This window comes from uncultured Aquimarina sp. (assembly GCF_947492115.1).
Classification (GTDB): domain Bacteria; phylum Bacteroidota; class Bacteroidia; order Flavobacteriales; family Flavobacteriaceae; genus Aquimarina.
Genome location: NZ_CANLMM010000015.1, coordinates 1 through 26,336 on the forward strand (window position 1 = coordinate 1; position 26,336 = coordinate 26,336).

At 33.2% G+C, this 26,336-nt stretch carries 24 protein-coding genes; 10 read left to right on the forward strand and 14 right to left on the reverse strand.

Features of this window, described 5'->3' with window-relative positions; translation table 11 throughout:
- A partial coding sequence (locus Q1A73_RS23530) for a T9SS type A sorting domain-containing protein (RefSeq protein ID WP_299610964.1) occupies positions 1-585 on the forward strand: 585 nt, incomplete at its 5' end.
- Between the two features lie 75 nt (positions 586-660).
- Here Q1A73_RS23530 and Q1A73_RS23535 read toward each other — a convergent pair.
- The 5 genes from Q1A73_RS23535 to yaaA all read right to left on the reverse strand — a co-directional run bounded on the left by Q1A73_RS23535 (position 661) and on the right by yaaA (position 8,171).
- Positions 661-4,113, reverse strand: a complete 3,453-nt coding sequence (locus Q1A73_RS23535; RefSeq protein ID WP_299610965.1) for a pyruvate carboxylase — start codon at positions 4,111-4,113, stop codon at positions 661-663.
- 194 nt (positions 4,114-4,307) lie between these two features.
- Positions 4,308-5,441: a TRAP transporter substrate-binding protein gene (locus Q1A73_RS23540; protein WP_299610967.1), complete on the reverse strand. Its 1,134-nt coding sequence runs from the start codon at positions 5,439-5,441 to the stop codon at positions 4,308-4,310.
- Positions 5,442-5,458: 17 nt separating this feature from the next.
- Positions 5,459-6,805 (reverse strand): TRAP transporter large permease subunit, encoded by a 1,347-nt coding sequence (locus Q1A73_RS23545; protein ID WP_299610968.1) that lies wholly within the window; start codon positions 6,803-6,805, stop codon positions 5,459-5,461.
- A complete protein-coding gene (locus Q1A73_RS23550; RefSeq protein WP_299610970.1) occupies positions 6,805-7,308 on the reverse strand; it encodes a TRAP transporter small permease subunit in 504 nt (167 codons plus the stop codon). The genes Q1A73_RS23545 and Q1A73_RS23550 overlap by 1 nt, the downstream gene beginning before the upstream one ends.
- Positions 7,309-7,409: 101 nt before the next feature.
- The gene (gene yaaA, locus Q1A73_RS23555) at positions 7,410-8,171 is read right to left on the reverse strand and encodes a peroxide stress protein YaaA (protein WP_299610972.1); all 762 of its coding nucleotides are present in this window, start codon (positions 8,169-8,171) and stop codon (positions 7,410-7,412) included.
- A 442-nt stretch (positions 8,172-8,613) separates the two neighbouring features.
- Here yaaA and Q1A73_RS23560 point away from each other — a divergent pair, with 442 nt between their 5' ends.
- Positions 8,614-9,981 carry a glycoside hydrolase family 71/99-like protein gene (locus tag Q1A73_RS23560; protein WP_299610974.1) on the forward strand — a complete coding sequence of 456 codons (1,368 nt, stop codon included), beginning with the start codon at positions 8,614-8,616 and terminating at the stop codon, positions 9,979-9,981.
- A 91-nt stretch (positions 9,982-10,072) separates the two neighbouring features.
- Here Q1A73_RS23560 and Q1A73_RS23565 read toward each other — a convergent pair whose 3' ends face one another.
- The 3 genes from Q1A73_RS23565 to Q1A73_RS23575 form a co-directional block, all read right to left on the reverse strand.
- Complete coding sequence (locus Q1A73_RS23565) at positions 10,073-10,264, reverse strand: cold-shock protein (protein WP_299610976.1); 192 nt, start codon at positions 10,262-10,264, stop codon at positions 10,073-10,075.
- Between the two features lie 71 nt (positions 10,265-10,335).
- Complete coding sequence (locus tag Q1A73_RS23570; RefSeq protein WP_299610979.1) at positions 10,336-11,385, reverse strand: RluA family pseudouridine synthase; 1,050 nt, start codon at positions 11,383-11,385, stop codon at positions 10,336-10,338.
- Positions 11,386-11,410: 25 nt separating this feature from the next.
- On the reverse strand, positions 11,411-11,989 hold the full coding sequence (locus Q1A73_RS23575; RefSeq protein ID WP_299610982.1) for a PASTA domain-containing protein: 579 nt from the start codon (positions 11,987-11,989) through the stop codon (positions 11,411-11,413).
- Positions 11,990-12,083: 94 nt separating this feature from the next.
- Here Q1A73_RS23575 and Q1A73_RS23580 point away from each other — a divergent pair, with 94 nt between their 5' ends.
- The 7 genes from Q1A73_RS23580 (at position 12,084) to Q1A73_RS23610 (ending at position 18,651) form a co-directional block, all read left to right on the forward strand.
- Positions 12,084-13,064 (forward strand): D-alanine--D-alanine ligase, encoded by a 981-nt coding sequence (locus tag Q1A73_RS23580; protein WP_299610985.1) that lies wholly within the window; start codon positions 12,084-12,086, stop codon positions 13,062-13,064.
- Positions 13,065-13,140: 76 nt separating this feature from the next.
- Positions 13,141-13,602 (forward strand): pantetheine-phosphate adenylyltransferase, encoded by a 462-nt coding sequence (gene coaD / locus Q1A73_RS23585; RefSeq protein WP_299610987.1) that lies wholly within the window; start codon positions 13,141-13,143, stop codon positions 13,600-13,602.
- 47 nt (positions 13,603-13,649) lie between these two features.
- Positions 13,650-14,384: a hypothetical protein gene (locus Q1A73_RS23590; RefSeq protein WP_299610989.1), complete on the forward strand. Its 735-nt coding sequence runs from the start codon at positions 13,650-13,652 to the stop codon at positions 14,382-14,384.
- A 64-nt stretch (positions 14,385-14,448) separates the two neighbouring features.
- Positions 14,449-15,846, forward strand: a complete 1,398-nt coding sequence (locus Q1A73_RS23595) for a DUF1800 domain-containing protein (protein ID WP_299610991.1) — start codon at positions 14,449-14,451, stop codon at positions 15,844-15,846.
- 12 nt (positions 15,847-15,858) lie between these two features.
- Complete coding sequence (locus tag Q1A73_RS23600) at positions 15,859-17,052, forward strand: DUF1501 domain-containing protein (protein ID WP_299610994.1); 1,194 nt, start codon at positions 15,859-15,861, stop codon at positions 17,050-17,052.
- 334 nt (positions 17,053-17,386) lie between these two features.
- Positions 17,387-17,731 carry a hypothetical protein gene (locus tag Q1A73_RS23605; protein WP_299610997.1) on the forward strand — a complete coding sequence of 115 codons (345 nt, stop codon included), beginning with the start codon at positions 17,387-17,389 and terminating at the stop codon, positions 17,729-17,731.
- A gap of 98 nt (positions 17,732-17,829) precedes the next feature.
- Entirely contained in the window at positions 17,830-18,651 is an 822-nt protein-coding gene (locus Q1A73_RS23610; protein WP_299611000.1) for a class I SAM-dependent methyltransferase, read from the forward strand.
- A gap of 108 nt (positions 18,652-18,759) precedes the next feature.
- On the opposite strand, the gene Q1A73_RS23615 is transcribed toward Q1A73_RS23610, so the two are convergent.
- The 4 genes from Q1A73_RS23615 to Q1A73_RS23630 form a co-directional block, all read right to left on the reverse strand.
- Positions 18,760-18,972, reverse strand: coding sequence for a hypothetical protein (locus tag Q1A73_RS23615; RefSeq protein ID WP_299611003.1), 213 nt, complete (start codon positions 18,970-18,972; stop codon positions 18,760-18,762).
- Positions 18,969-20,363, reverse strand: a complete 1,395-nt coding sequence (locus Q1A73_RS23620) for a radical SAM protein (protein WP_299611006.1) — start codon at positions 20,361-20,363, stop codon at positions 18,969-18,971. The genes Q1A73_RS23615 and Q1A73_RS23620 overlap by 4 nt, the downstream gene beginning before the upstream one ends.
- The gene (locus Q1A73_RS23625) at positions 20,353-21,096 is read right to left on the reverse strand and encodes a prolipoprotein diacylglyceryl transferase family protein (RefSeq protein WP_299611008.1); all 744 of its coding nucleotides are present in this window, start codon (positions 21,094-21,096) and stop codon (positions 20,353-20,355) included. The genes Q1A73_RS23620 and Q1A73_RS23625 overlap by 11 nt, the downstream gene beginning before the upstream one ends.
- Positions 21,097-21,187: 91 nt before the next feature.
- Complete coding sequence (locus Q1A73_RS23630; protein ID WP_299611011.1) at positions 21,188-22,786, reverse strand: SulP family inorganic anion transporter; 1,599 nt, start codon at positions 22,784-22,786, stop codon at positions 21,188-21,190.
- A 151-nt stretch (positions 22,787-22,937) separates the two neighbouring features.
- Here Q1A73_RS23630 and Q1A73_RS23635 point away from each other — a divergent pair, with 151 nt between their 5' ends.
- Positions 22,938-24,683: a M14 family metallopeptidase gene (locus Q1A73_RS23635; RefSeq protein ID WP_299611013.1), complete on the forward strand. Its 1,746-nt coding sequence runs from the start codon at positions 22,938-22,940 to the stop codon at positions 24,681-24,683.
- A 20-nt stretch (positions 24,684-24,703) separates the two neighbouring features.
- On the opposite strand, the gene Q1A73_RS23640 is transcribed toward Q1A73_RS23635, so the two are convergent.
- Positions 24,704-25,384, reverse strand: coding sequence for an ABC transporter ATP-binding protein (locus Q1A73_RS23640; RefSeq protein WP_299611015.1), 681 nt, complete (start codon positions 25,382-25,384; stop codon positions 24,704-24,706).
- Positions 25,381-26,298: a hypothetical protein gene (locus Q1A73_RS23645; RefSeq protein ID WP_299611017.1), complete on the reverse strand. Its 918-nt coding sequence runs from the start codon at positions 26,296-26,298 to the stop codon at positions 25,381-25,383. Before Q1A73_RS23645 ends, Q1A73_RS23640 begins: the two co-directional genes overlap by 4 nt.
- Between the last annotated feature and the right edge of the window lie 38 nt (positions 26,299-26,336).

A 26,336-nucleotide genomic window follows, 5' to 3' on the forward strand; every position in this document is an offset into this window, starting at 1 on the left:
ACTGATGATGGCAATGGAACTACTTATTCCTTTAATCCTACTACTGCAGGTATAGGAAATCAAAATATTACCTATAGTTTTACCAATGCAAATGGATGTACAGATACTGATTCTGATACTGTAGAAGTGTTGGAATCACCTGATGCTTCCGTAGATGATTCTCTTAGTCCAACTTTAACTGCGACTACCTCTGGCGCTACCTATCAATGGATTGATTGTGATACTAACACTCCATTATCAGGTGAGACAAATCAATCTTTTACAGCAACACAAGATGGAAATTATGCAGTGGATATTACATTAGATGGATGTACTCAGAGATCTTCTTGTTATTTAATAGCAAGTCTTGGCAATGAAGATGAAGAATTGATTACTGATAAATTACAAGTATACCCAATTCCAACTTCAGGACTTTTAAACATTTCTATTACCATAAAAAAAGCGGAGATATATGATATCACAGGTAAAAAAGTATTCGAAACTCGTAATACCACATTTGATATATCTGAATTAAATTCTGGAGTATATTTTATGAATATTGAAGGAGAAAAAGGAAATACAATAAAACAGATTATAAAAAATTAGCATCTATCTTTAGTTAAAAAAAAGTCTTTCAGGTTTCTGAAAGACTTTTTTTATACATATAAATAGGATTATTCTTTATTTTAAAGTAATCACTAAATCATCGGCTTCAACCATCGTTCCTGATTTAAGCACTATTTTCTTTACTACTGCATCCTCATTTGCAGTAATAGTAGTTTCCATTTTCATAGCTTCGATAATAAACAATGGATCGTTTTTCTTTATTTCTTGTCCAGTTTTCACCAATACTGAAGATAAAGATCCTTGTAATGGAGCTCCGATTTGTTTTACGTCCGCTTTATCAGCCTTGACGTGAACAATTTTATCTACTTTAATAGAATTATCCTTGATTTCAACATTTCGGGTTTGTCCATTTACTTTAAAAAAGACGGTAACCATTCCATTATCCTGAGGCTCTCCGATAGAAATTAGCTCAAACAATAAGATTTTACCTTTATCTAATTCTATAATAATTTCTTCTCCTGGAGTCATTCCATAGAAGAAATTCTTAGTAGGAATATTCATTACATTACCATATTGCAAATGGTGATTGTAAGCTCCTGTAAATACTTTTGGATATAGCTTATAAGAAAGAAAATCTGTAATATCTAACTCTCTTCCCATTCCTTTTTTAAAGACCTTTACAAAATCCTTAAATTCCGTTTCGAAATCTACTGGTTCGAGATGTGCGTTAGGTCTATTGGTAAACGGTTTTTGATCTTTTAATATTGATTTCTGAAGTTCTTTTGGAAAACCTCCTTCTGGTTGTCCTAATTCTCCTTTAAACAAACTTACTACAGATTGAGGAAATGAAATCGTTTCTCCTCTTTCTTTTACATCATCTATGGTTAAATTATTACTTACTAAATATTGCGCCATATCTCCAACAACTTTAGAACTTGGAGTCACTTTTACGATATCGCCAAACAATTCATTTACCTCTCCATACATTTTGGTAATTTCATGAAAACGATCTGCCAGTCCTAAACCTTGTGCTTGTGGCTTCAGGTTGGAATACTGCCCACCAGGAATTTCATGTTGATATACCTCACCAGTACCTGCTTTTAAACCAGATTCAAATACATAATAATATTCTCGTACCGCTTCCCAATAATTTGAATACTCATTTAATTTAGACATATTCATCGGATTCTCACGATCATGGAATTTCAACATTTCCATAACTGCATTGAAATTAGGCTGCGCTGTTAACCCAGACAATCCACCTAAAGCTACATCTACCACATCTACTCCAGCCTCAATCGCTTTGAGATATGTCGCAGATTGTACCGAAGAAGTATCATGCGTATGCAAATGTATCGGTATATTGATTTCTGATTTTAATGCAGAAACTAATTCATAGGCAGCATAAGGTTTTAGTAAACCTGCCATATCTTTTATTCCTAATATGTGTGCTCCTGCATTTTCTATATCTTTTGCTAATTGCACATAATATTCTAAGGTATACTTGGTACGTTTTGGGTCTAAAATATCGCCTGTATAACACAAAGATCCTTCTGCAAGTCCTTGTGTACGTGTTCTTACGTGTTCTATGCAAGGTGCAATAGATTTCATCCAGTTTAATGAATCGAAGATTCTAAAAACGTCTACTCCGTTCTCCCAAGATTGCTCTACAAATTTACCAATTAGATTATCTGGGTAGGCAGTATATCCAACTCCGTTAGATCCCCTAATAAGCATTTGCAATAATAGGTTTGGCATTGCTGCTCTTAAAGAGCGCAAACGTTCCCACGGGTTTTCTCTTAAAAATCGTAGACATACATCAAATGTAGCACCTCCCCAAACTTCCATACTAAACACTTCTGGATGGTTTTTTGCAAATCCTTCTGCGACTTTAAGCATGTCATACGTTCGCATTCGAGTAGCTAATAAACTTTGATGGGCATCTCTCATGGTGGTATCTGTAAAATGAACTTTCTTTTCATTTTTTAACCACTCCGCAAATTTCTCAGGTCCTAATTCTGTAAGCAGGTCTTTTGTACCTTTTTGATAGGCTGCTTTTTTATCAAATTCAGGAATATGAGGAGTAACGAAGGTTTTGGATGGATCCATTTTTTTTACATCTGGATTTCCATTAACAATGATATCTCCTAAAAAGTTTGCCAGCTTTGTCGCTCGGTTACGAGACTCTTTAATTTTAAAAAGCTCCTTGGTATCTCTAATAAAATTAACAGTAACTGCTCCTTTTCTAAATGTAGTATGATTAAGAATGTTATCTAAGAAAGGCATATTGGTTTTCACCCCTCTAATTCTAAATTCTGATAACGCTCTTCGCATTTTTCTACAAGCTCCATCCAAGGTTCTACTGTTTGCTGAAACCTTTACTAGCATGGAGTCAAAGAAAGGAGAGATAGTAACGCCTTGATAAACACTTCCTGCATCTAAACGAATACCAAATCCAGAAGCACTTCTATAAGTAGTTATGGTACCATAATCAGGTTTAAAATCGTTTTCTGGATCCTCTGTTGTAATTCTACATTGTACAGCATAGCCATTTACTTTAAGGCTTTCCTGACTTTCGATCTTAATTTGCTTATCTGAAAGTTGATATCCTCCAGCAATAAAAATCTGTGTTTTAATTAAATCTACACCAGTCACAATCTCTGTAACGGTATGTTCTACCTGTACTCTTGGATTTACTTCAATAAAATAAATACTACCGTCATCATCCACCAAAAACTCTACGGTACCTATATTATTATAATCTACAGCTTTACATATAGTTAGTGCATATTGATAAAGATTATCCAATATATCTTGAGACACTCCATAGGAAGGAGCATATTCAATTACTTTTTGATATCGTCTCTGCACCGAACAATCACGCTCAAAAAGATGTACCATATTTCCATGATGGTCTGCTACAATCTGTATCTCGATATGCTTAGGGTTTTCTACGAATTTTTCTAAAAAAACAGTATCATCTCCAAAAGCATTTAACGCCTCTCTTTGTGATTCTGGGTAGGCTTTTTCTAACTCTTCCACACTTCGGATTACACGCATACCACGACCTCCTCCACCAGAAGCAGCTTTAAGCATTACAGGAAAACCAATTCTCTTTGCTTCTTTAACTGCGATCTTAATATCTGTAAGATCTTCTTTATTACTTTGAATAATTGGGATATCATTAGCGATGGCAACTTCTTTTGCCATAATTTTATCTCCTAAAGATCGTAGCACGGATACCTTAGGACCAATAAAAATAATATCATTCTCCTTACATCGTTGTGCAAAATCTGCATTTTCTGATAAGAATCCATATCCTGGATGTATCGCATCTACATTATTATTTTTAGCAACTTGTATAATTGCTTCAATATTTAAATACGGTTTTAAAGGTTCATTATCTGCCCCAATTTGGTAAGCTTCGTCGGCTTTATATCTATGTAAAGAATATCGATCCTCATAGGTATAAACTCCTACGGTTTGTAAACCAATCTCTGTACAAGCTCTGAAAATTCTGATGGCAATTTCCCCTCGATTAGCAACTAAAACCTTTTTAATTTGCATGATAAAAATTTTGTGTTTAAATAATATTTAGCGAACATTCGCTGCGAAGATATCGATTCGAATGAACACTTCCAATACATTTTAAACAGAATCCCTGAAATAATTAATTTTTGTAGTTATTATTAACCAACTATTTCTTTCTGTTAAACCTTAAACGTTAACAGCAAATTCATACGTTGAATTAACACAAATACCTATTTCTGTATTTTATTATAGTATGCTTTTTCGGTTACTTCAGACCATTTAGCAATCCTATTCTGGAAGTTGGAATAGCTTTCATAGACCTCTTTAGATAAAGGATCGTCTCCTATCATTTCCTGAATGGCTTCATCAGTATAACTTCGTAATGCGTCCAAAGTTTCTTTAGAAAATTCTCTTACCTCTACGCCTTCTTCATTCACTAATTTATCTAAATAAATACCATTTTGTTTATCAAATTCAGACAACACCCAAACTTGAGCCCTTTTGGCAGCAGCCTGTAAGACAGCTTGAAGATGCGGTGGCAGTGCATCGTGTAAATTTTTATTAATAAAAAACTCTAACTGAGAACCCGTTTCATGCCAACCTGGTGTATAATAATATTTTGAAATTTTATGAAATCCCATTTTATAATCATGATAAGGTCCGATCCATTCCGTAGCATCAATAACTCCTCGTTCTAAACTCGTATAAATTTCGCTACCAGCTACCAAAATTGGTGCTCCTCCAGCTTTTTCTAGCACTTTACCCCCAATACCTGGCAAACGCATCTTTAAACCTTTAAAATCTTCTACAGAGTTAATTTCTCTATTAAACCACCCTCCCATTTGCACTCCAGTATTCCCTCCCATAAAAGGAACCAAATTAAACTGTGCATATGTTTTTTTCCAAAGTTCATATCCTCCTCCTACCTCTAACCAGGAAGTAATTTGTTGGCTATTCATCCCAAAAGGTACTGCGGCAAAAAATTGTGCTGCTGGAGTTTTTCCTGCCCAATAATACGATGCACCACACCCCATTTCTATAGTTCCTTGAGAAACCGCATCAAATGCTTCTAATGGTGGTACTAATTCTCCTCCACCATATACTTTAATTTTAATTTGACCATTAGACAATTCCTCTACCCATTCTGCATATTTTTCCGCTACTTCCCCGACCACTGGAAAATTAGGTGGCCAAGTTGTAGTCATCTTCCAATGGAATATTTTGTCAGGCTTAGTAGTATCATAGGAAGTAGGATTAGTCATACTTGCAGGAGGTTCTCCAAGGCAAGACAAAAAAAACATCATTAGAATACCATATATGAATGTTTTCAAAAATCTATCTCTCCGTATCTTATATAAACTCATGATTTTAGTTATTCTAATTAATTACTATTAAAAATAATCTCTGGAAAAAATAATACTAAGCCTACTATAAAAAGTTGTATAACAATAAAAGGAACTATCCCTCTATATATTTGGCTTGTTTTTACTGTATCTGGCGCGACTCCCTTCAGATAGAACAACGCAAAACCAAATGGAGGAGTTAAAAATGAAGTTTGTAAATTCAATGCCATCAAAATTCCTACCCAAAGCATATTCATATCCAAAGCATTAAAAACAGGTGTTACCACTGGTACGATAATAAATACGATCTCTATAAAATCAATAAAGAAACCCGCAATAAAAATTACCAACATTACCAATAATAGAAACATTAAGGGAGTCAGCTGAGATGAAATAATCAATTCTTGTAAGTATCGATCTCCTCCTAAAGTCCTAAAAACCAGTGTAAATGTGGTAGCTCCTAACAAGATAAAGAATACCATCGATGTAAGACGAGTCGTTTCTTGAGCTACTTCTTTTACTATTTTAAATGAAAACTTTTTCTGAATAATCGTTAAAATCGTTGCTCCCAAAGCCCCAATTGCAGAAGCTTCTGTTGGCGATGCAATACCACTAAATATAGATCCTAGCACTATAACAATTAGCAGTACTGGCAACAATAACACCTTAACAACTTTGGGCCCAAAATGAGTCCCTTTAAACTCCGCAATCTCTTCTGCTGGAATACTCGGTGCGTCGTTCTTATGAACAAATGATTTTATCAAAATATATAGAATGTAAAGCCCAACTAATATCAAACCTGGTAATAAGGCCGCAGAAAATAAGGTTCCCACATCTACAGACGCTGCTCCTCTTGATGAACTATTAATCGTATCCGCCAACAGCACCAATACTATAGACGGTGGAATTATTTGACCTAAGGTACCCGAAGAGGCAATAACTCCTACTGCGAGTTCTGTCTTATACCCTCTTTTTAGCATCGTTGGGAGACTAATTAAACCCATAGTTACCACTGTTGCACCCACGATTCCTGTTGATGCGGCTAATAAAGCACCTACAATAACAACAGATATAGCTAAACCTCCTCTAACTCGACCAAACATCATCGCCATTGTTTCCAAAAGGCTTTGAGCGAGCCCAGATTTTTCCAACATGATTCCCATAAAAATAAATAAAGGAACTGCCATTAACACATAGTTATTAACAACCCCCATAATTCTAGAAGGCAATAAATAAAATGTAGACATGGTAAACTGTTCTGGCGCGAAAATTGAAACACCAAAAGCAAAAGCAACAGAAATCCCACCTAAAGTAAAAGCTACAGGGTATCCTTTAAGAATTAAAATGAATATGATTACAAATAAAACAACCGCTAAAAACTCCATTAGATATCTCTCTTAAAAATTATCTGAATAGATTTTAGCATTTCAGAAACTCCTTGCAATAATAAAAAGGCAAACCCCAAGGTGATACAAAATTTTAGCACGTACAAAGCTGGTAATCCACCTGGTTGGGGAGATCCTTCATTGATCATAAAGGATGACAATCCATAATACCAAGAAGAAACAATCACTACATAACACCAAGGAATTAATAAACATACCCCTCCTAAAAGGTCTATCCAGGCTTTTCCTTTTTCGGAAAATCTAGTGTAAAAAACATCTACTCTAACATGTTTCCCATGTTTAAAAGTATACGCGGAACCTATTAGAAAAAGCATTCCGAAGAGATAAATTTCGGTTTCGATCATCCAAATGAACGTGAACTGAAAAACATATCGCATAACAACATCTAATCCTACTAAAACCGCCAATAGAACCGCAACCCAACTGACAAGAGTTCCAATTTTTTCCCCAATCCAATCTAGAGAATTAATGATTTTTTGCATCCAAAAAAGCCTAAAATATTGAAGGCTTAAGATACTAAAATTAGGAGCATTTAGAAATTTATTCTAATATCGAATATAAAAGCAAAATAAGAACATTGGAATTACCTTACAAAAACCAATTCATTAGGTTTTGTTGTATATTCTTCGCTATAACCATAACCATCATAGTTAAAACCTTTTAAGTCTTCTATAGTTTCCGCTCCAGTATCTATGATATAACGCACCATCATTCCTCTTGCTTTTTTAGCAAAGAAACTGATCATTTTTAATTTATCCCCTTTCCAATCTTTAAACTGAGGTGTGATCACAGGTACTTTCAGGGCTTTCTTATCAATCGCACTGAAATATTCGTTACTTGCTAGATTTACAAATAATTCATCATCTTTCAATTCATTATTTAGTTGTTCCGTAAGCTGCTTCTTCCAAAACTCATATAGATTATTACTTCGTCCTACCTTTAGTTTTGTCCCCATTTCTAAACGATACGGTTGAATTAGATCTAATGGTTTTAGTATACCATATAAACCAGAAAGGATTCTTAATTTATCCTGTAAGACATCTAATTTATCTTCTGGAATTGAATAACCATCTAAGCCTGTATAAACATCTCCATTAAAAGCATATACTGCAGGTCTCGCATTTTCTTGTGTAAATGGAAGACTCCAATCTTGATTTCGTTGCCAATTTAATTGCGCCAACTTATCACTAATACTCATTAGATCTGATAAATTTTTTGGTGACTTTTTTTGAAGAATAGTATTTAATTTTTCAGCTTCAACCAAAAAAGAAGGCTCCGTATATTTTTGAGTAGGTAATGCGGTTTCAAAATCTAAAGACTTTGCTGGTGATACTACAATTTTCATGTGTTTACAATATTACTTTATAAGTTACACTGCACTAAAGGCTGGTGTTAGACATAAAACTCATCATTGTTTATTATACTTTGACGTGCCTCATGAAGTGAATTTCGTTTTTTCAAAAATACAATAGTACTGGAATAAATAAAATCAACTCGAGTAATTCTTACCTATTGAAGCATTGATATACTTTATTGCAAAATACATAAACGCTTCTTCTTTACACGGTTTAACACACTGTTAAGGAATAAATTAACATATAAAAATAAAGGCTTTAATATTTTTAACAGAAAAAAAACCTTACCTTTATAACGTTTTAAACATAAAAACACTTTCGAAACACAGTAGTCATATATCGCTAATTTTAATTAGCAATTCACACTTCCCATCTTTTTTAGTACATCACGCTTATCTGTATTGTGTAATTAATTAATAAACCTATATGACAATGAAACTACAACCTACGATTAAGGCGTTTTTAATGGTTGCCTTAATGATTTTCATTTATTCCTGTGAAAAAGAAGAATTTCCAAGCATCGAACCAGAACAAACCGTCCCCCAAAGAATTCAAGACACAACGTACACTGATGCCCAATTAAAAAAAGTATTGGAAGAAGAAGCAGAAATCATCAAATTAGAAAAAAGCGGTTATGTGGCGGATATATCTGGAATGGATGTAGCAAAAGATAACCCTAAAAAAGTTTATATGCATTATATGCCTTGGTTTCAAAGTAAAGATTACGATGGATACTGGGGACAACATTGGACAATGACTAATAAAAATCCTGATATTACAGATAGTAACGGCAAACAAGAAATAGCTTCTTATTTTTATCCCGTAATAGGTCCATACTCCTCTAACGACCCTGACTTACATGAATATCATTTTTTAATGATGAAATTAGCCGGAATCGATGGAGTTATATTTGATTGGTATGGAAGTAAGGATCTCTACGATTACGAAAATATTAAAAGTGCTACGGAAAGTTTTATTGAAATTATGGAGGATTTAGATTTTGATTTTTCAATTATGTACGAAGATAGGGTTGCTAAGCAAGCATATGACCTAGGATTATCGAACAGTATTATTGAAGCAGCTCAGGAAGATTTCACCTATATCAATAACACCTACTTTACCAGCCCTAATTACATAAAACACAATGATAAAAATTTACTATTTGTTTTTGGACCACATCATATCACCACCCAACAAGAATGGGACACTATTTTCGATATCCTACCCACTGATAACCGTCCAGACTTTTTAACCTTGTGGGCAGCCAATAATTTAGTAGGACAGAATGCTACTGGAGAGTTTTTATGGGTAGACCAAGATCATCTACTAGCCCATGAGCATTATTATAATAATTACGATACCGAAAATCTTACCATTGTTGGGTCTTCTTATCCTGGTTTTGATAGCTTTTATGCAGAAGGTGGATGGTCTGAAGGGATTAATTTATGGAGTATCGACCATAATCAAGGGCAAACCTTTGCAGAAACACTAAATTATACACATCATGAAATTGCAGATTTTATTCAACTTATTACCTGGAATGATTTTGGAGAAGGCACCATGATTGAACCCACAGAAGAATTTGGTTTTATGTATTTACAGCTATTACAACAATATACTGGTGTTGATTTCACTACTGACGATTTAATAGTAGCATTAGATCTATATACAGCCAGAAAATATTTTAGTGGAAATCAAGAAGCCCAAGACTATTTAGATCGAACATACAAATATATAAAGCAACTCAATTTAGTTAGAGCAGACAAGATTATTAAAGCAGTTTATAAATTTTATTCTTAACCATAAAATCACATTAAAAGCAATTGTAAAAATCATAAAAGCCCGTCTGTATCAGACGGGCTTGTTCTTTAAAAAAGTCAAAATGTATATATTATAATACTCTCACGTTTACCGCGTTCATTCCTTTTTTACCTTCTTTAAGTTCGTACTCTACTTCATCACCTTCACGAATTTCATCGATTAAGCCCGAAATGTGTACAAAACGATCTTGATTAGATCCTTCTTCTGTAATAAATCCAAATCCTTTGGAGTCATTAAAAAATTTTACTGTTCCTTTGTTCATTATAAATAATTAAAGCACCAATATACTATTAATAAATGAGCATTCCCCAATTTATTTCAATAAAGACACATTTATTCTTTAGTTAGCTGATTTTTAGCATAATTTCTCCAACGTTCTACACATTGTTGCATATCATCAGGTACTGAGGTTTCGAAGTGCATTTTTTCTCCGGTAACGGGATGTACGAACCCCAAAGTTCTTGCGTGCAATGCCTGTCTTGGTAGTATTTTAAAACAATTTTCTACAAACTGTTTATACTTGGAAAAAGTCGTACCCTTTAAGATTTTTTCACCACCATATCGTTCATCATTAAAAAGTGTATGACCAATATGTTTCATATGCACACGTATCTGATGCGTTCTTCCAGTTTCTAATCTACAAGAAACCATTGTAACATATCCTAAACGTTCAATAACTTTGTAATGTGTAACTGCAGGTTTTCCTTTTTCTGCTTCATCGCTCTCAAAAACAGTATTTTGAAGTCTATTTTTAGGATGACGACCTATATTACCTATAATTGTTCCTTCATCTTCTTTTAGATTCCCCCAAACAATTGCTACATATTCTCTTTCTGAGGTTTTATCAAAAAACTGTTTCGCTAAATGCGTCATAGCGTCTTCAGTTTTAGCAATCACCAATAAACCACTGGTATCCTTATCTATTCGGTGCACCAAACCTGGACGCTCACTGCTATTATTAGGCAAATTATCAAAATGATAAATTAAGGCATTAATCAAAGTTCCGGAGTAATTACCATGACCAGGATGCACAACCATTCCAGCGGGCTTATTCACTACTAACAGAGCATCATCTTCATAAACAATATTCAATGGAATATCCTCTGGTGTTAGCAAATTCTCATAAGGTGGATGAGCAAATAACACTCTTACCACATCGTTAGGCTTTACCTTGTGATTTGATTTTACCGGAATATCATTGACAAAAACACTTCCTGCTTTGGCTGCTTGTTGAATCTTATTTCGGGTAGCATTCTCAACAAAATTCATCAAAAATTTATCTACCCTAAGTGGTACTTGACCTGCTCCTGCTACAAAACGATGATGTTCATACAATTCGTCTTCATTAGGTCCTAAATCGTCTATATCTGGATCTGATTCCAAAAGATGTTATTTTTAGAAGTTTTATTTATGGATTAAGTCGTAGATTACCACTTTGGTCACCTACAACAAGATCAATGGTAGAAGTCTTCATTATTTTATCTCCTGGCTTCAACCTTTTGCCTTTGTACCTAAGTTCTAGTACCTGATCAGAAGGATCTGGTTTAAAAGTAATAGATCCTATTTTAAAGCCAAGAGCCACTAGTCTTGGTTCTACCTGCCTTCTGGTTTTTCTAATAACATCAGGTACTTCTACTTTTCGATATCCCGATGGGTTTAGGGTTACATAGATCTTTCTATTTTCTTTTACCATATTTCCTGCAGGAGGATTCTGCTCAATTACAGAATAACGCGGATAATCAGGATTAAAATTAGCAGAATCTTGCACTTCGAATCTCAAATCTTTGGATTCGACAAGCTCTTTCACCTCATCGAGTGTTTTTTTACTTAAACTTGGAACTACAATTCTCTGATCGTGATTTGTAGAACTATCTAACCATTTCAATGCTATAAAACATAAAATAGCAGTCATTGCGACAGCAATTACTAATTGAATAAGAAATGCTTTACTCCAAATAAACCTTAAAAGTCCTTTAAAAAAATCCATGTATCTGATGATAGTTTCGGCAAAGATATAAAAACGGAAACTTTTTAGCTTTTGTTGTTGGATAAATGATATTTTTGTTTGCAAACCATATCCAATGAAGAAAAATATTGCCATCCTTATGGGAGGTTACTCCAGCGAATTTGATATTTCTATCAAAAGTGGAAATGTAGTTTATAAGCACTTGAACAGAGACCTTTATGAACCGTACAAAATTCATATTACCAAAGATTCTTGGTACTACGTTGATGACAATGATCAAAAAACCACCATTGATCGAAATGATTTTTCCCTAAATCTGAATGGCACTAAAATTATTTTTGATGCTGCTTTTAACATTGTACATGGAACTCCTGGAGAAGATGGTTTACTACAAGCATATTTCGAATTAATTGGAATACCACAAACGGCTTGTGATTTTTATCAAGCAGCACTCACCTTTAATAAAAGAGACTGTATTAGCACTTTACAACCTTATGGAATCCCTACCGCCAAAAATTATTTCTTGAATAAAGGAGATAAAATCAGCACCAGTGAAATTATTGATACCGTTGGTTTACCCTGTTTTGTAAAAGCAAATAAGGCTGGAAGTAGTTATGGCGTTTCTAAAGTAAACACCGAAGAAGAATTACTTCCTGCTATTGATGTAGCTTATAAAGAAGATGACGAAATTATTATTGAATCTTTTCTTAGCGGAACAGAAGTTTCGGTAGGTGTAATTACTTACCAAGGAAAAGACGTAGTCTTGCCAATTACAGAAATTGTTTCAGAAAATGATTTCTTTGATTATGAAGCTAAATATTTAGGCAAATCTCAAGAAATTACTCCAGCAAGACTAAGCAAAGAAGATGAAGAAAAGGTAAAGAATCTGGCCTTAAAAGTATATCAAATCCTAAAAATGAGTGGTTTTTCTAGAAGCGAATATATATTTCATGATGGAGAACCTCATTTTATAGAAATGAATACAAATCCTGGTTTTAGCGAAGCTAGCATTTTACCTCAACAATCAATCGCCGCTGGAATAAGTATACAAGATCTGTTAACTAATACTATAGAAGAAGCTATAAACAGGAAATAACGGAAGAAACATTGTTTTTGCATCATAACTAATTTCAACTTTACCTATATTTATACCAAATAATCACAAGTCACTTATGAGAAGAGCTGTTTTTCCAGGATCGTTTGACCCGATAACGCTAGGACATTATGATATTATAGAAAGAGGATTAACTCTTTTTGACGAAGTTATATTGGCAATTGGAGTAAATGCTGAAAAAAAATACATGTTCTCTTTGGAAGAAAGAAAAAGCTTTATAGAAGACGCTTTTAAAGATGAACCAAAGATAAAAGTAATGACATATAAAGGTCTTACTGTAGAGTTCTGTAAACAACAAAATGCGAACTTTATTCTTAGAGGACTTAGAAACCCTGCAGATTTCGAATTTGAAAAAGCAATTGCTCACACCAATAGAAAAATGTCTGAAATTGAAACTGTATTTTTACTAACCTCCTCAGGAAAAAGCTATATCTCCTCTTCTATCGTAAGAGATGTTATCCGAAACGGAGGTGACGTGACTGGCTTGGTTCCTGAAACAGTAGTATACAAAAGAAAATAACACGTTAAACAACATAATCCCAAATCTAAAACCCCAATCAATTAGCTATGAAAACCTACAAAAAACTTAGTATCACTCTACTTTTAATGTCCATAACGTTTTTCGCATGTAGTACGGATGATGATGAAAATGACAACACTATAGAACCGCCTATTAGCTGCGAAAATGCGACTAATTTCATTTTTGAAGAAAAGGATGGTTTAGTGGTTGCAGAATTTGAAAGTATCAACAATATTAATGATTGGAATAACGAAAACTCTGTAGCTGGTTTTTCTGGTACTAGTTATTTAGTATGGAAAGGAGATCAATTTCTAAATGCTCCTGGAAATGGTTTGTTAACTTATAACATAAACATTACTACCACAGGAACCTATAGATTTATCTGGAGATCAAGAATTACGAATGGAACTTCTGGATCCGAACATAACGATTCTTGGTTACGATTTCCTGATGCCTCTGCATTTTTTGGTCAACGCAATGAAAGTATTGTCTATCCAGGAGATACAGGTCAAACACCAAATCCTAATGGCTCCAGCAAAGATGGGTGGTTCAAAATCTACAAGAGTGGTCCAGCAGATCAATGGAAATGGCAAGCATCTACAAGTGATAATGACGCACATGACATTTTTGTAACTTTTGATACACCAGGAACATACATGATGGAAGTATCTGCAAGATCTTCTTTTCATGCACTTGATCGATTCGTACTATTTACAGAAAATGTTTCTCTGAGTGATGCTACAAGTGAAACTGCAGAATTAAGCGAAATTAACTGTAATTAAGAATAGAAAGTTCGTACTTTAAACCTTTTCTAAAATTGATAGTCAAAGCAGAAACACTTTGATTATGAGTTCTTTTCTAACAGATAAACAAATACAACATCTTTATTGGCGTACTGGTTTTGGAATTTCTCCTTCTGAATTAAAACGTGCAAGAACTTTTTCTAAAAAAGAAATTGTAGATCACTTGTTTTCTGAAAGTAACGAGATAACTGATTTATCTCTTGACTTTGGAATTCTACAAAAAGATCCAAGAAACTTATCACGCGAGGAACGCAAGGAATTACGAAAGCTTCGTAATCAAAAAATGCTAGATCTCAACTTACTATGGCTACGGCAATTAGCAGAGAGCAAACAAGTATTGAGAGAGAAAATGACTTTGTTTTTTCACAATCATTTTGCTGTTCGATTAAAAACTCCAAGAGCAGCGCTACACTTAAATAATGTAATCAGAAAAAATGCTCTGGAAAGTTTTGAGGATATGCTATTGGAGGTTTCTAAATCTCCAGCGATGTTACTATTCCTAAACAACAGACAAAACAGAAAGAACAATCCAAATGAAAACTTTGCTCGAGAAGTTATGGAGTTATTTACACTTGGCAGAGATAATGGATATACCGAAAAAGATATAAAAGAAGCTGCAAGAGCTTTTACTGGATGGAATTTTAATAAACAAGGGACTTTTGTTTTTAGACAAAAACATCATGACTTTGGCTCTAAAACTATTCTAGGAAAAACAGGGAATTTCAAAGGAGAAGATGTTATAAAAATTCTTCTAGAACAAAAGCAAACGGCAAAATACATTACAGAAAAAATATACAAGTTCCTCGTAAATGAACGTATAAACCCAACTCGTCTAGAAAAACTTAGTTCTATTTTCTATGAAACAAATTATAATATAGAAGCTTTATTAAGAGGTGTTTTGGAAAGCGATTGGTTTTACGATCATGAAAATATAGGAGCCAAAATAAAATCCCCGATAGAATTAATCGTTGGACTTAGTAAACCTTTTAACATACACTACAAGAATCCAAAGGTATTATTATACCTGCAGCGAAAATTGAATCAAGTATTATTTTTCCCACCCAATGTTGCAGGATGGAAAGGCGGAAAATCCTGGATAGATAACTCTACACTCATGCTTAGATTAAAACTAGCTTCTGTTTCACTCAATAATGGTGTTATTGAAATAAATGACACTGTTGATAGTGAGATGACTACAATGATGAAAGAGAAGTATTATAACAAAATGAAGTCACAAATGCAGAAAAGAGTGAAAGCTACTCCTCATTGGGAACCTTTTCTAGATGCTATAGAACAAAAATCCAGACAACAATTGATAAACTATGTACTTCAACCTAATTTATCTAAAGGTGCCCAAGAAGTAATCTCCACCATTGAAGAAAGAAACACCAAGAATTTTATTATTGAGCTAATGAGCTTACCAGAATACCAACTTTGTTAAAACTTTGAAATCATGGACAGAAGAAATTTTTTAAAACAATCCGTTTTTGCATCTGGAATCACATTAGTTCCATCATTTTTAAAAGGAATGGAGTTTTTAACACCAGAACAATTATCTGGATATAAAAATGTAATCATTATTCAATTATCAGGTGGTAATGACGGATTAAACAGCATCATTCCAATACAGAATGATATCTATCATCGGTTAAGACCTACTATCTCCAAAAAACAAAGTGAGACTTTAAAAATAAACGATGATCTAGCTTTCAATAGTGCTTTACAACCCATAAAAGATTTATATGATCAAGGCAATATTTGTATCATAAACAATGTAGGATATCCTAATCCCAACAGATCTCATTTTAGAAGTACGGACATCTGGCAAACGGCTAGTGATACTAACCAGTATTTATCTTCTGGTTGGGTAGGCAGATATCTCGATGCTAATTGCCAGCATCCGTATCAAGCAATAGAAGTTGATAATTCTTTATCTCTTGCTATGAAAGGTAACACATTAAATGGCATCGCAGTTTCGGATCCTAAACAGTTACATCGTACTACCAGGGAGCCTTTCTTTAATCAATTGATTAATAATACTCAAGAAGACATGTTACATGAGGACAACCAAGGTTATCTTTATAAAACTATGTTAGAAACGTACTCTTCTGCTTCTTATATTTATGAAACTTCCAAAATTTACGAATCTAAAGTAACATATCCGCAGTCGGCATTCGCACGGAATTTAAAGACCATAGCTGATTTTATCATATCCGGATTAAAAACAAGAGTATACTATAGTTCGCTGGGAGGTTTTGACAGTCATGTAAATCAAGTAAATAGTCAAGATCGATTACTGGGAATATATGCAAATGCTGTTAGTGCTCTTGTAAAGGATCTAAAAAAGAATAATAAATTTAAAGACACATTAATACTTACCTTTTCAGAATTTGGACGTAGAGTAAAACAAAATGGCAGTAGAGGAACAGATCATGGTGCAGCAAATAATGTAATGATAATGAGTGGATCTCTTAAAAAAGCTGGAATTTATAATGAATTACCAAATCTATCTGACCTTGATAATAATGGAGATATCAAATACACCGTCGATTTTAGAAGTATTTATGCATCTATTTTAGATAACTGGCTCGAAGTAAATGATCATACAATTCTAGGCTCCGATTTTAATAAATTATCCTTTGTATAACTATCTTGCTAAAGATAGACTAGAAAAACCAAAATTAAATGTAAGCCATAAGCTACAAAGCAACTCAATCTTAAAAAATATTACCCATCTATTTTAAATTTTCAAAACCTCATAAAACAATAAAAATCAAGAAGTTTTAACAATAAAAAAACTATCAAAAACCCTTTTTTCTAACAAAAGTCAACACAGTTTTTACGGTAAAACCGTAAAAACTGTGTTTTTTATCGATACAAAAGACCTCTTTATCTAAAAGATGTGAAATCATTTTATTTCATAACTATTTGATTGTAAATTTGGTACAAATCAAGTAGTACAATCGCTAAGCCCCGATCCTATGAAAAGCATTATTCTTTCCTTATTTGTTTTACTTTCTTTTTCTACTATGAATGCTCAAGAAATTGCTTCATTAAATACAATCAACAAGGAAATAAGTAATGTACAGAATACCAAAGTAGATTTTTATCAAACATTAATTGCTGTTAATAATTTTGACATTAAAGTTAAAGAGGTAAAAACAAGTACTAGAGAAACAAAAAAGGATTTTTACAAGGCGTTAATGATAAAAAATGGTTTTATCACTGATAGTACGAAGACAACAAGATTAGCGAATAGTAATGACAAAAAGCGAAAAGACACCATAATGGTGGACACTACACAAATCACTGGATTATTGCCATAATTTCTTTGAATATATACACATTAAAACACCACTATTTTCTTGCTTGATATAGTGGTGTTTATTTTTTTAATTAAAATTCAAAAAGCTTACATTTATGAATGCAAATTCATGAAACAGCTTTTATCGTATCTACGTATCGTTCTTATCACGAAAGTGTAAGTAAGGATATTTATGCCAAACTATGGAATAACCCGAAAACAGAGGCTATTATTCCAGAAATTCTAGATAGCGTATCTACAAATGAATCCATCCTTCATAGTTTACGAAATAGATTTTTTCATGAAAGCCTACAATCTTTTTTCTCTAAAAACAAAGGAGGAGTTCTAATTAATTTTGGTGCAGGTTTTAGTATGTATCAATTTTTATTAGGCGCTGATGTGCATACTATCGAAATAGACAAGAAAGATATCATCGAATACAAAAAGAATCAGATAGAAGTTTGGACCAGAGAAGGAAAATTACCTGAACGTAATACAACCTACATCAGTTTTGATTTTAATCATGATTCTGAAGAAACCATGATTACAGAATTAAACAGATTAATCAACCAACAACCTATATTCATTGTATTAGAAGGAGTGTTATTTTTTTTAGATCGAAAAGTAACAGATAAACTTTTTACAGTTTTTAAAAATATACAGTCAAGCGGTGATGTGGTAGGTAGTGTATCTTATATTCCCGAAATTGAACATACAGATGTTTACAAAAGACTATTACACTATTTTGATAGTCATAATAACACGAATGATTCTTTTGCCCATCAAACAATACCCACATCGTACTACACCCAAATTGAAGGATATCGGTTAGTAGAACATACTGATGAATGTAAATTATCTAAACTCTACACTCCAAATACACCATTAGAAGATCCAAATGAAATTCTAAACGAACACTTATATCTTTTGGAGAGAGTTTAATTTAACAGCATCATATATAGCTGTAGTAGCTTCTATTTTCTAAATAAGAAAACCTTAGTTAGCGGTAAGACTTATACTCGATACTATAATGTAACGCAAAATCTCACTCTAATTCAGTAATATCCCACAAATTCCTAATCCAATTACAAGATATACTCCCGATAGAATAAAGAATACTTTTCCTGCCTTTCGTTTTTTATTCCTAAAAAGAACAAGACCTATAATGGCCAGCAATGCAGGTGGGCCAAATAATATGAGTAAAATCAAAAATACTAAACCACCTAGGTTACCTACTTCTAATAAAATTAAATTGGTAGTCATACAGTCTCTTTTCTTAATTGTTCTAAACGCTCTTGTTTATCATCTCTGTAAAATAGATTCATTGTCTCAAAAGGAATAATTTTATAGTCCTTATTCACAATATGTACACAGGACTTCTTAACTGCTCTTACATCAAAATTATAAGCATCTATAAACTGCATAATAATAATTCGGAATAAGTTATCATAACCCAATTCCGGAGCGTCTATCTCGGGCAAGCAGCACATGATCGATTTAAGATTTTCGGAAGCAACATCTACAGAATTTCCAGTGCTAAATAACTCCAGCATTTTTTCCTGCAACTCTACATCTTGTTCATAAACAATAGTATTTTTACCATTATCTAATAAATCCGCAGGATTAATATATCTTGTTAACGGAGTTAATCCATCTTCGTTTTTTAAGGCATATCCCATGACCAAAGCATCAGGGTTGCAAGGAACCGGAATTAAATCGTCCGCCTCAAATATTGGAAATTGTTCTAATATTTTTCTACGAACTTCGGTTAAGGTAATTCGATCCGTTTGAGCATTAAAATCTTCTAGTCGGCCCGCAATTTGTGTAGGTTGCAATGTAACTCCTCTAACACATCTTTGGCGAGAAGCAAAAGATAAGATTTCTCCGATTTCAGAATCATTTAATCCTTTTTCTAGGGTAACAACCATAGTAGTAGAAAGATTAAATTGATTTAAATTTTCTATAGCTTTCCTTCTAATAGCAGTTAAATCTTCTCCTCTAAGCTTTTTCAGAACTTTTGCGTTCAAAGAATCAAATTGTAAATAGATTTCAAAATCCGGCATATAACTTGCTAATCGCTCTACAAAACCAACATCTTTTGCTATCCTGACACCATTTGTATTCACCATAAGGTGTCTAATTGGCAATTGCTTTGCATAGTCCAAAATATCAAAAAATTGAGGATGTATTGTAGGTTCGCCACCACTAATCTGAACTACATCAGGCTCTTTTTCATTTTCTACAATAGTATCTAACATCTTTTTAATCTCTTCCAATGTTCTATGTCTTCCATAATGTGGAGATGAAGAAGCATAGCAGGTCGGACAAGTTAAATTACATCTATCTGTAACTTCAATTATTGACAAACAAGAATGTTGTTCATGATCTGGACACAATCCGCAATCATAAGGACACCCATAATCCGTAGCTGTGTTAAACTTATACGGAAACTCAGAAGGTTTATTATAATTTCTTATGCTTTTGTAATATTCTATATCATCAGCAATCAAAACTTTGGATTTGCCATGTTCTGGACAATGTTTCAACATGAAAACTTTATCATCTTCAAAAACAATTTTAGCATCAATCCTTTTTAAACAAATAGGACAAAGACTTAGCGTAAAATCGTAATAGGTATAATTTCTAGTTGGCATATAAGATTTTTCGAATTGTTTTTTGATAGTACAGTAGGCATAAGATACACAAATACTGAATACTACTAAGCCCAAATATGAGAAAAGTATTGGGTTTTAGAAACTCGACAAGAAAACGAAAGAGAAAATAAAAAATCATAAAACATTTAAAAAGAAGACCTGATTCTAAATCTAGTCGCTGTTGAAAACGTTTTAAAACGATCCATAATAGTATCAAAAAAACCACTTCAAAAAGAGCAATAGGATATCTAAATAATCCATCACCCAAATCTAATCCCAAAAACGAAGTTGTTTCTTTCCCATAGGTAAATTCATTGATTCCTGCTAAAAAACAACCAATCCTTCCAATGATAATACCAAGAATAATGGGATATGTAAACAAATCCCCCGAAGATTTTTTTTCCTTAATTATCTTTTTAGCGATTTCAACTCCTAATAAACCACCAAAAAGACCTCCCATTATCGTTTTAGCACTTATAATCTGAATTAAATATTCTGGAGTAAAAGATATCGCTAAAGGATTTTCTAAAAAGCCAACGATTCTAGAACCTAAAAAAGCTCCGAAAACTGCTCCTATAATAATAGACAATCTATTTGAAGAAGATATTGTGTCTAAGGAGTCTTTTCTTAAATAAATATAATATCGAAATCCGATAAAAAAGGCAGCATATTCAAGCATCAAATGAACATTCAGTTTAACACCAAAAACTACAGGCTCAAAAGGAATATCCATCTAATATTAATTTCGATTAAAAACCGAAATATACGTTTTATTTAGACTACAATCGAGATTTAAACATCTCAAAATAAAGCGTATTGCCAGTTTACTTCATTGCCTTGGCCATTACATGATACCGTGGATCATCAATATCATGCTCTATCACATTTGCTAATCTTGGAGACGCTTTAATCATCAAAGCCTGGCATTCCTCACTAAGATGCTTAATTCTAACTTTTTTACCAGCTTCTTCGTATTTACCCACAAGATTAAAAATTGCTTCCAAAGCAGAGTGGTCACTTACTCTAGATTCTATAAAATCAATTTCCACATTTTCTGGGTCGTTGGCTACATCAAATTTAGAGTTAAATGCCTGAATACTCCCAAAAAATAATGGCCCCCATATTTCATATACCTTTGTACCATCTTCTTTAACATGTTTACGAGCTCGAATCTTTTTAGCATTTTCCCAGGCAAATGCCAATGCAGACATAATCACACCAGCTATTACAGCTACTGCCAAATCAAAGAAAACAGTAAGTGATGATACTGCAATTAAAACGATAGCATCAGTTAAAGGAATCTTATTCAATATTCTAAAACTAGACCATGCAAAAGTACCGATAACAACCATAAACATTACACCTACTAAGGCTGCGATAGGCACTTGCTCTATCAATCCAGAAGCAAACAGAATAAACATTAATAAGGTTACTGCTGCTACAATCCCAGATAAACGAGTACGTCCTCCTCCTTTGATATTAATAATCGATTGTCCGATCATAGCACAACCTCCCATACCTCCAAAAAGACCTGTGATGATATTCGCTCCTCCTTGAGCAAGACATTCTCTATTAGAATTTCCACGGGTCTCTGTTAATTCGTCAATAAGATTCAGAGTCATTAGAGATTCTATTAGTCCAATAGCTGCTAAGATTAGTGCATAAGGACCAATAAATTTCAAGGTCTCTATATTCATTGGCACTTTATCAAAAATATCGAACTGAAACTGAGGCAATCCTCCTTTAAGACCTTCTCCTCCACCATCTCTAATAAAACTACCTACAGTTGCCACATCTAACTTACCAAGAATTACAATAGCCGACACTACTAAAATTCCAATCAATGCTTCTGGTAATTTGGCTGTTGCTTTAATCTTCGGCAATCCCCACATGATCAGCATTGTTAATCCTACTAACCCTAACATTAAGAATAATTCAGATCCTTGCATCCAAACCTTTTCTCCTCCAACAAACTCTTTAAACATTCCTAACTGAGAAAGGAAAATAACGATTGCCAAACCATTTACGAACCCCATCATTACAGGATGTGGTATCAAACGAACAAACTTACCAAGTTTAAAAACACCTGCTAACATTTGTATAATTCCCATCAAAATAACGGTTGCAAAAAGATAATACAAGCCTAACTGCTCTCCTTCTGCTCCCATAGCATTCCCTTCTGCAACTAAGTTAACCATTACTACGGCTAATGCCCCCGTAGCACCAGAAATCATACCAGGACGACCTCCAAAAACAGAAGTAATCAACCCAATCATAAATGCTGCATACAAACCAACTAACGGGTCTACACCTGCCACAAAGGCAAAGGCAACTGCTTCTGGAACCAAAGCTAAGGCTACAGTTAATCCAGATAGAATATCATTTTTGGCGTTCGCTACTCTTTTTCGTACAAACTCAGTCATAATCCGTTTATTTTGAGGGTGCAAAAATACAGTTATTTTACATCCCAACAAGTAAAATCTAGAGCTATCTGAAGAAAGAAATAAACTAAAACGTTATAGAAGATCAAAAAAAAGTAAAACTTAGTATATTTAGGCCTAACTCATACTACACATGCGAATCATCACACTCATTATCAGTATTCTAACTATTATATCTTGTAACACTTCCAAAGAAAACTCCTTAAAAGACTTTGATTTTACCACGAACTTTGAAAAAAGTAATGGTACCGAAACACCAACGTATCAGGAAGTGATTACCTACTATAAAAACCTTGCAAAAGCTTATCCAGAGATCAACATACAGGAAATCGGAATGACAGATAGCGGAAATCCTTTGCATATAGTTACTTTAAACCCAGAAGCGATATTCGATTTTGAAAAAATCAGACAAGACAAACGTATTCTACTAATAAATAACGGTATTCATCCTGGAGAAAGTGATGGAATCGATGCAACGATGATGCTTTTTAGAGACATAGTAAATGGAACTATCGAATCTCCTAAAAATACCGTCTTAGTTACTATTCCTATTTATAATATTGGTGGCGCTTTGAATCGGAATACCGGAACAAGAACTAACCAAAACGGTCCAAAAGCATATGGATTCAGAGGAAATTCGAGAAACTATGACTTGAATCGAGATTTTATCAAAAGTGACACCAAAAACGCTCAAACTTTTGCTAAAATATTCCATCTAGTACAACCTGATGTTTTTATCGATAATCATGTTAGTAATGGAGCAGATTATCAATACACGCTAACACATCTTTTCACCCAACACAACAAATTAAATGGCGAGTTAGGAGCTTATCTAAACAAAGAGATGCACCCACAATTAGAAACACTTCTAAAAGAAAAACAATGGGACATTACACCTTATGTAAATGTTTGGGGTACTACTCCGGATAAGGGATGGACCCAGTTTATGGATTCTCCAAGATATTCTACCGGATACACCACATTGTGGAACACATTAGGAATGATGGTAGAAACTCATATGCTTAAACCATATAAACCAAGAGTTGAAGGCACTTATGAACTTATGAAATCAATGATTGACATTACTGAAAAAGACGGTGAAAAAATAAAAGATTTACGATCCAAGGCATTCAGCAATTTACCCAAACAAGAAACGTATATCGTAAACTGGAAAGTAGACACAACGAAAGCTACTTATTTTAAATTCAAGGGATATGAAAGTGCTTATATTGAAAGCAAAGTTACGGGTGCAAAACGGTTAAAATATTACGATGACAAACCCTACACTAAAGAAGTTCGTTACCAAAATTATTTTAGTCCTACTACGACAATCAAAACACCAAAAGCCTATGTAATTCCAAAAGGATGGTGGCCAATTATAGAAAAATTAGATCTTAATCATATTTCATATAAAACCTTAGAAAAAGACAGCACAATATCTGTTGAAGTATATCATATCGAAGACTACAAAAGTAGAAAAGCTCCATATGAAGGACATTATCTTCATTATAATACCAAAGTTCGCAAAAGTGTTGAAACCATCTTATTCAAAGAAGGTGATCATATTGTTTTTACAGATCAGAAAGGATTTAGATATATTTTGGAAACTTTGGAACCAGAAGCTTCAGATTCTTTCTTTAATTGGAATTTCTTTGATACTATTCTACAACAAAAGGAAGGGTTCTCTCCATATGTATGGGAAGATAAAGCATTGGAATTATTGGAGAATGATAGTACTTTAAAGCAACAATTTGAGGAAAAGAAAAAAGATACTGTATTTGCTAAAAATTGGTATGCACAATTAGAATGGATCCATAAGCAATCCAATAATTACGAAAAAGCGCACCTGAGATATCCTATTTACCGAATTAACAAATAACAACATAAAAAAACTAGTAGTTATTGCAAGTTAAGCTTATCTATTTTACGATGAATACCAGTGCTTTGCATTTCTTTTTCAATAGCTTGAAATTCTGATTTATCAGCACTTCTAAGAATACTTCCGTTTTTTAAGTAATGTAAGTAATCGCAGGTATCGTATAAGGTAGAAAAAATATGTGATGACAAAATTATAATCTTATTAAGCTCTTTTAACTTCAACAAGATTTGATTGATAATCGCATTGCTGTGAATATCAACCCCATTAAATGGTTCATCTAGAATATAAACATCATTTTTTTGCATTAAAATTCCTGTTAACGCCAATTTCTTTTGCATGCCAGTAGAATAGGTTTCGGCATATTGATCTAATGGTAAATCAAAAATGTTTTTTTCATTTATATCAATCTCTTTTTGACTTCTAGCTTTACATAGTAATCTTAAATACTCTTTACCTGTAATCTTAGATAGGAAGTAGGGATCTGTTTGCAAAAAACCCATCACGTTTTTAAGAGTTCCCTCAGAATATTCAATAACTCCTTTAAAACTTTCAATACCAGCAATAGCCTTAAAAAGTGTAGTCTTACCAGCACCATTTTCTCCAACTATTCCATGAATCTCTCCTGGATTAAAAGACAGATTTATATCCTTTAGTACTTCATTATCATTATAGCTTTTTGATAAAGATTTGATAGATATCATTGTAATGATTGATTTAAATTACGTAAAGCTTCTTTATAAAAATATGGTATTGTGATGATCATTATTGGTGGAAACAACAAACATAACGCTCCAACAATTCCTTGAAATATTCCTAATCCATAATATTCAAACGCATATTTCATAAAAACATACATTATCAAATACAACCAACCTATTAATAAAAACAGCAATGTAAAATGAGTTTCTTTGGCATAAAAAACAACTAATACAATTAAAATGGGAAGAACCAGTAGCAAACTATTCTTCAAAGCCACCATAACTTTGTGTTTTAAAAACTCTTTTGGATTCTTATCATATATCCAAACATAATACGCGGGATCAGGTTTTGTATAATAACCAGAACATACCAATAAAATTAGAATTAAAGCAAAGATTCCTAAGTTATAATTCTCCTTATATATTGCTATACCTGCCAAACAATAAACCAACGGAAAAACCCAAAATGTTTTTCGAAAACCAATGATAAATTCTGTAGGCTCTTTTCCAAAAGGAGTAGGTATTATTATAGTTTGTCGTTTTCCTTTTTTAAAAAAAGAAATTAAAACACCTATTACACATAATACAAACGCTTCAATAAAAAACCCCTTAACTACCAACAAAAGCGCAAACGGAATAACCTTTATAAGATTATTAAGAATCATGATTTTCCTGTATTCAGCAGCTAAAAAATGTTGCTTAAGAAATTCTACATGATTGGCATTCGTAAGACTATACGAAAATATTGTTGCTATAAAAATATAGATATAATTAGCGTATAAAACTCGATCAAAAAAACTCAGAGACATCCAACAAAAGAGAAAAACTATAATAGGATATCCAATAACAGGTTCTGTACCAAAATCTTTAAAGGCACGATACACGCGTTTATATTGTAATTGATAGTAGTATTTCAAACTATTGATTTATCCACTGAGATTATAACATATGTCAC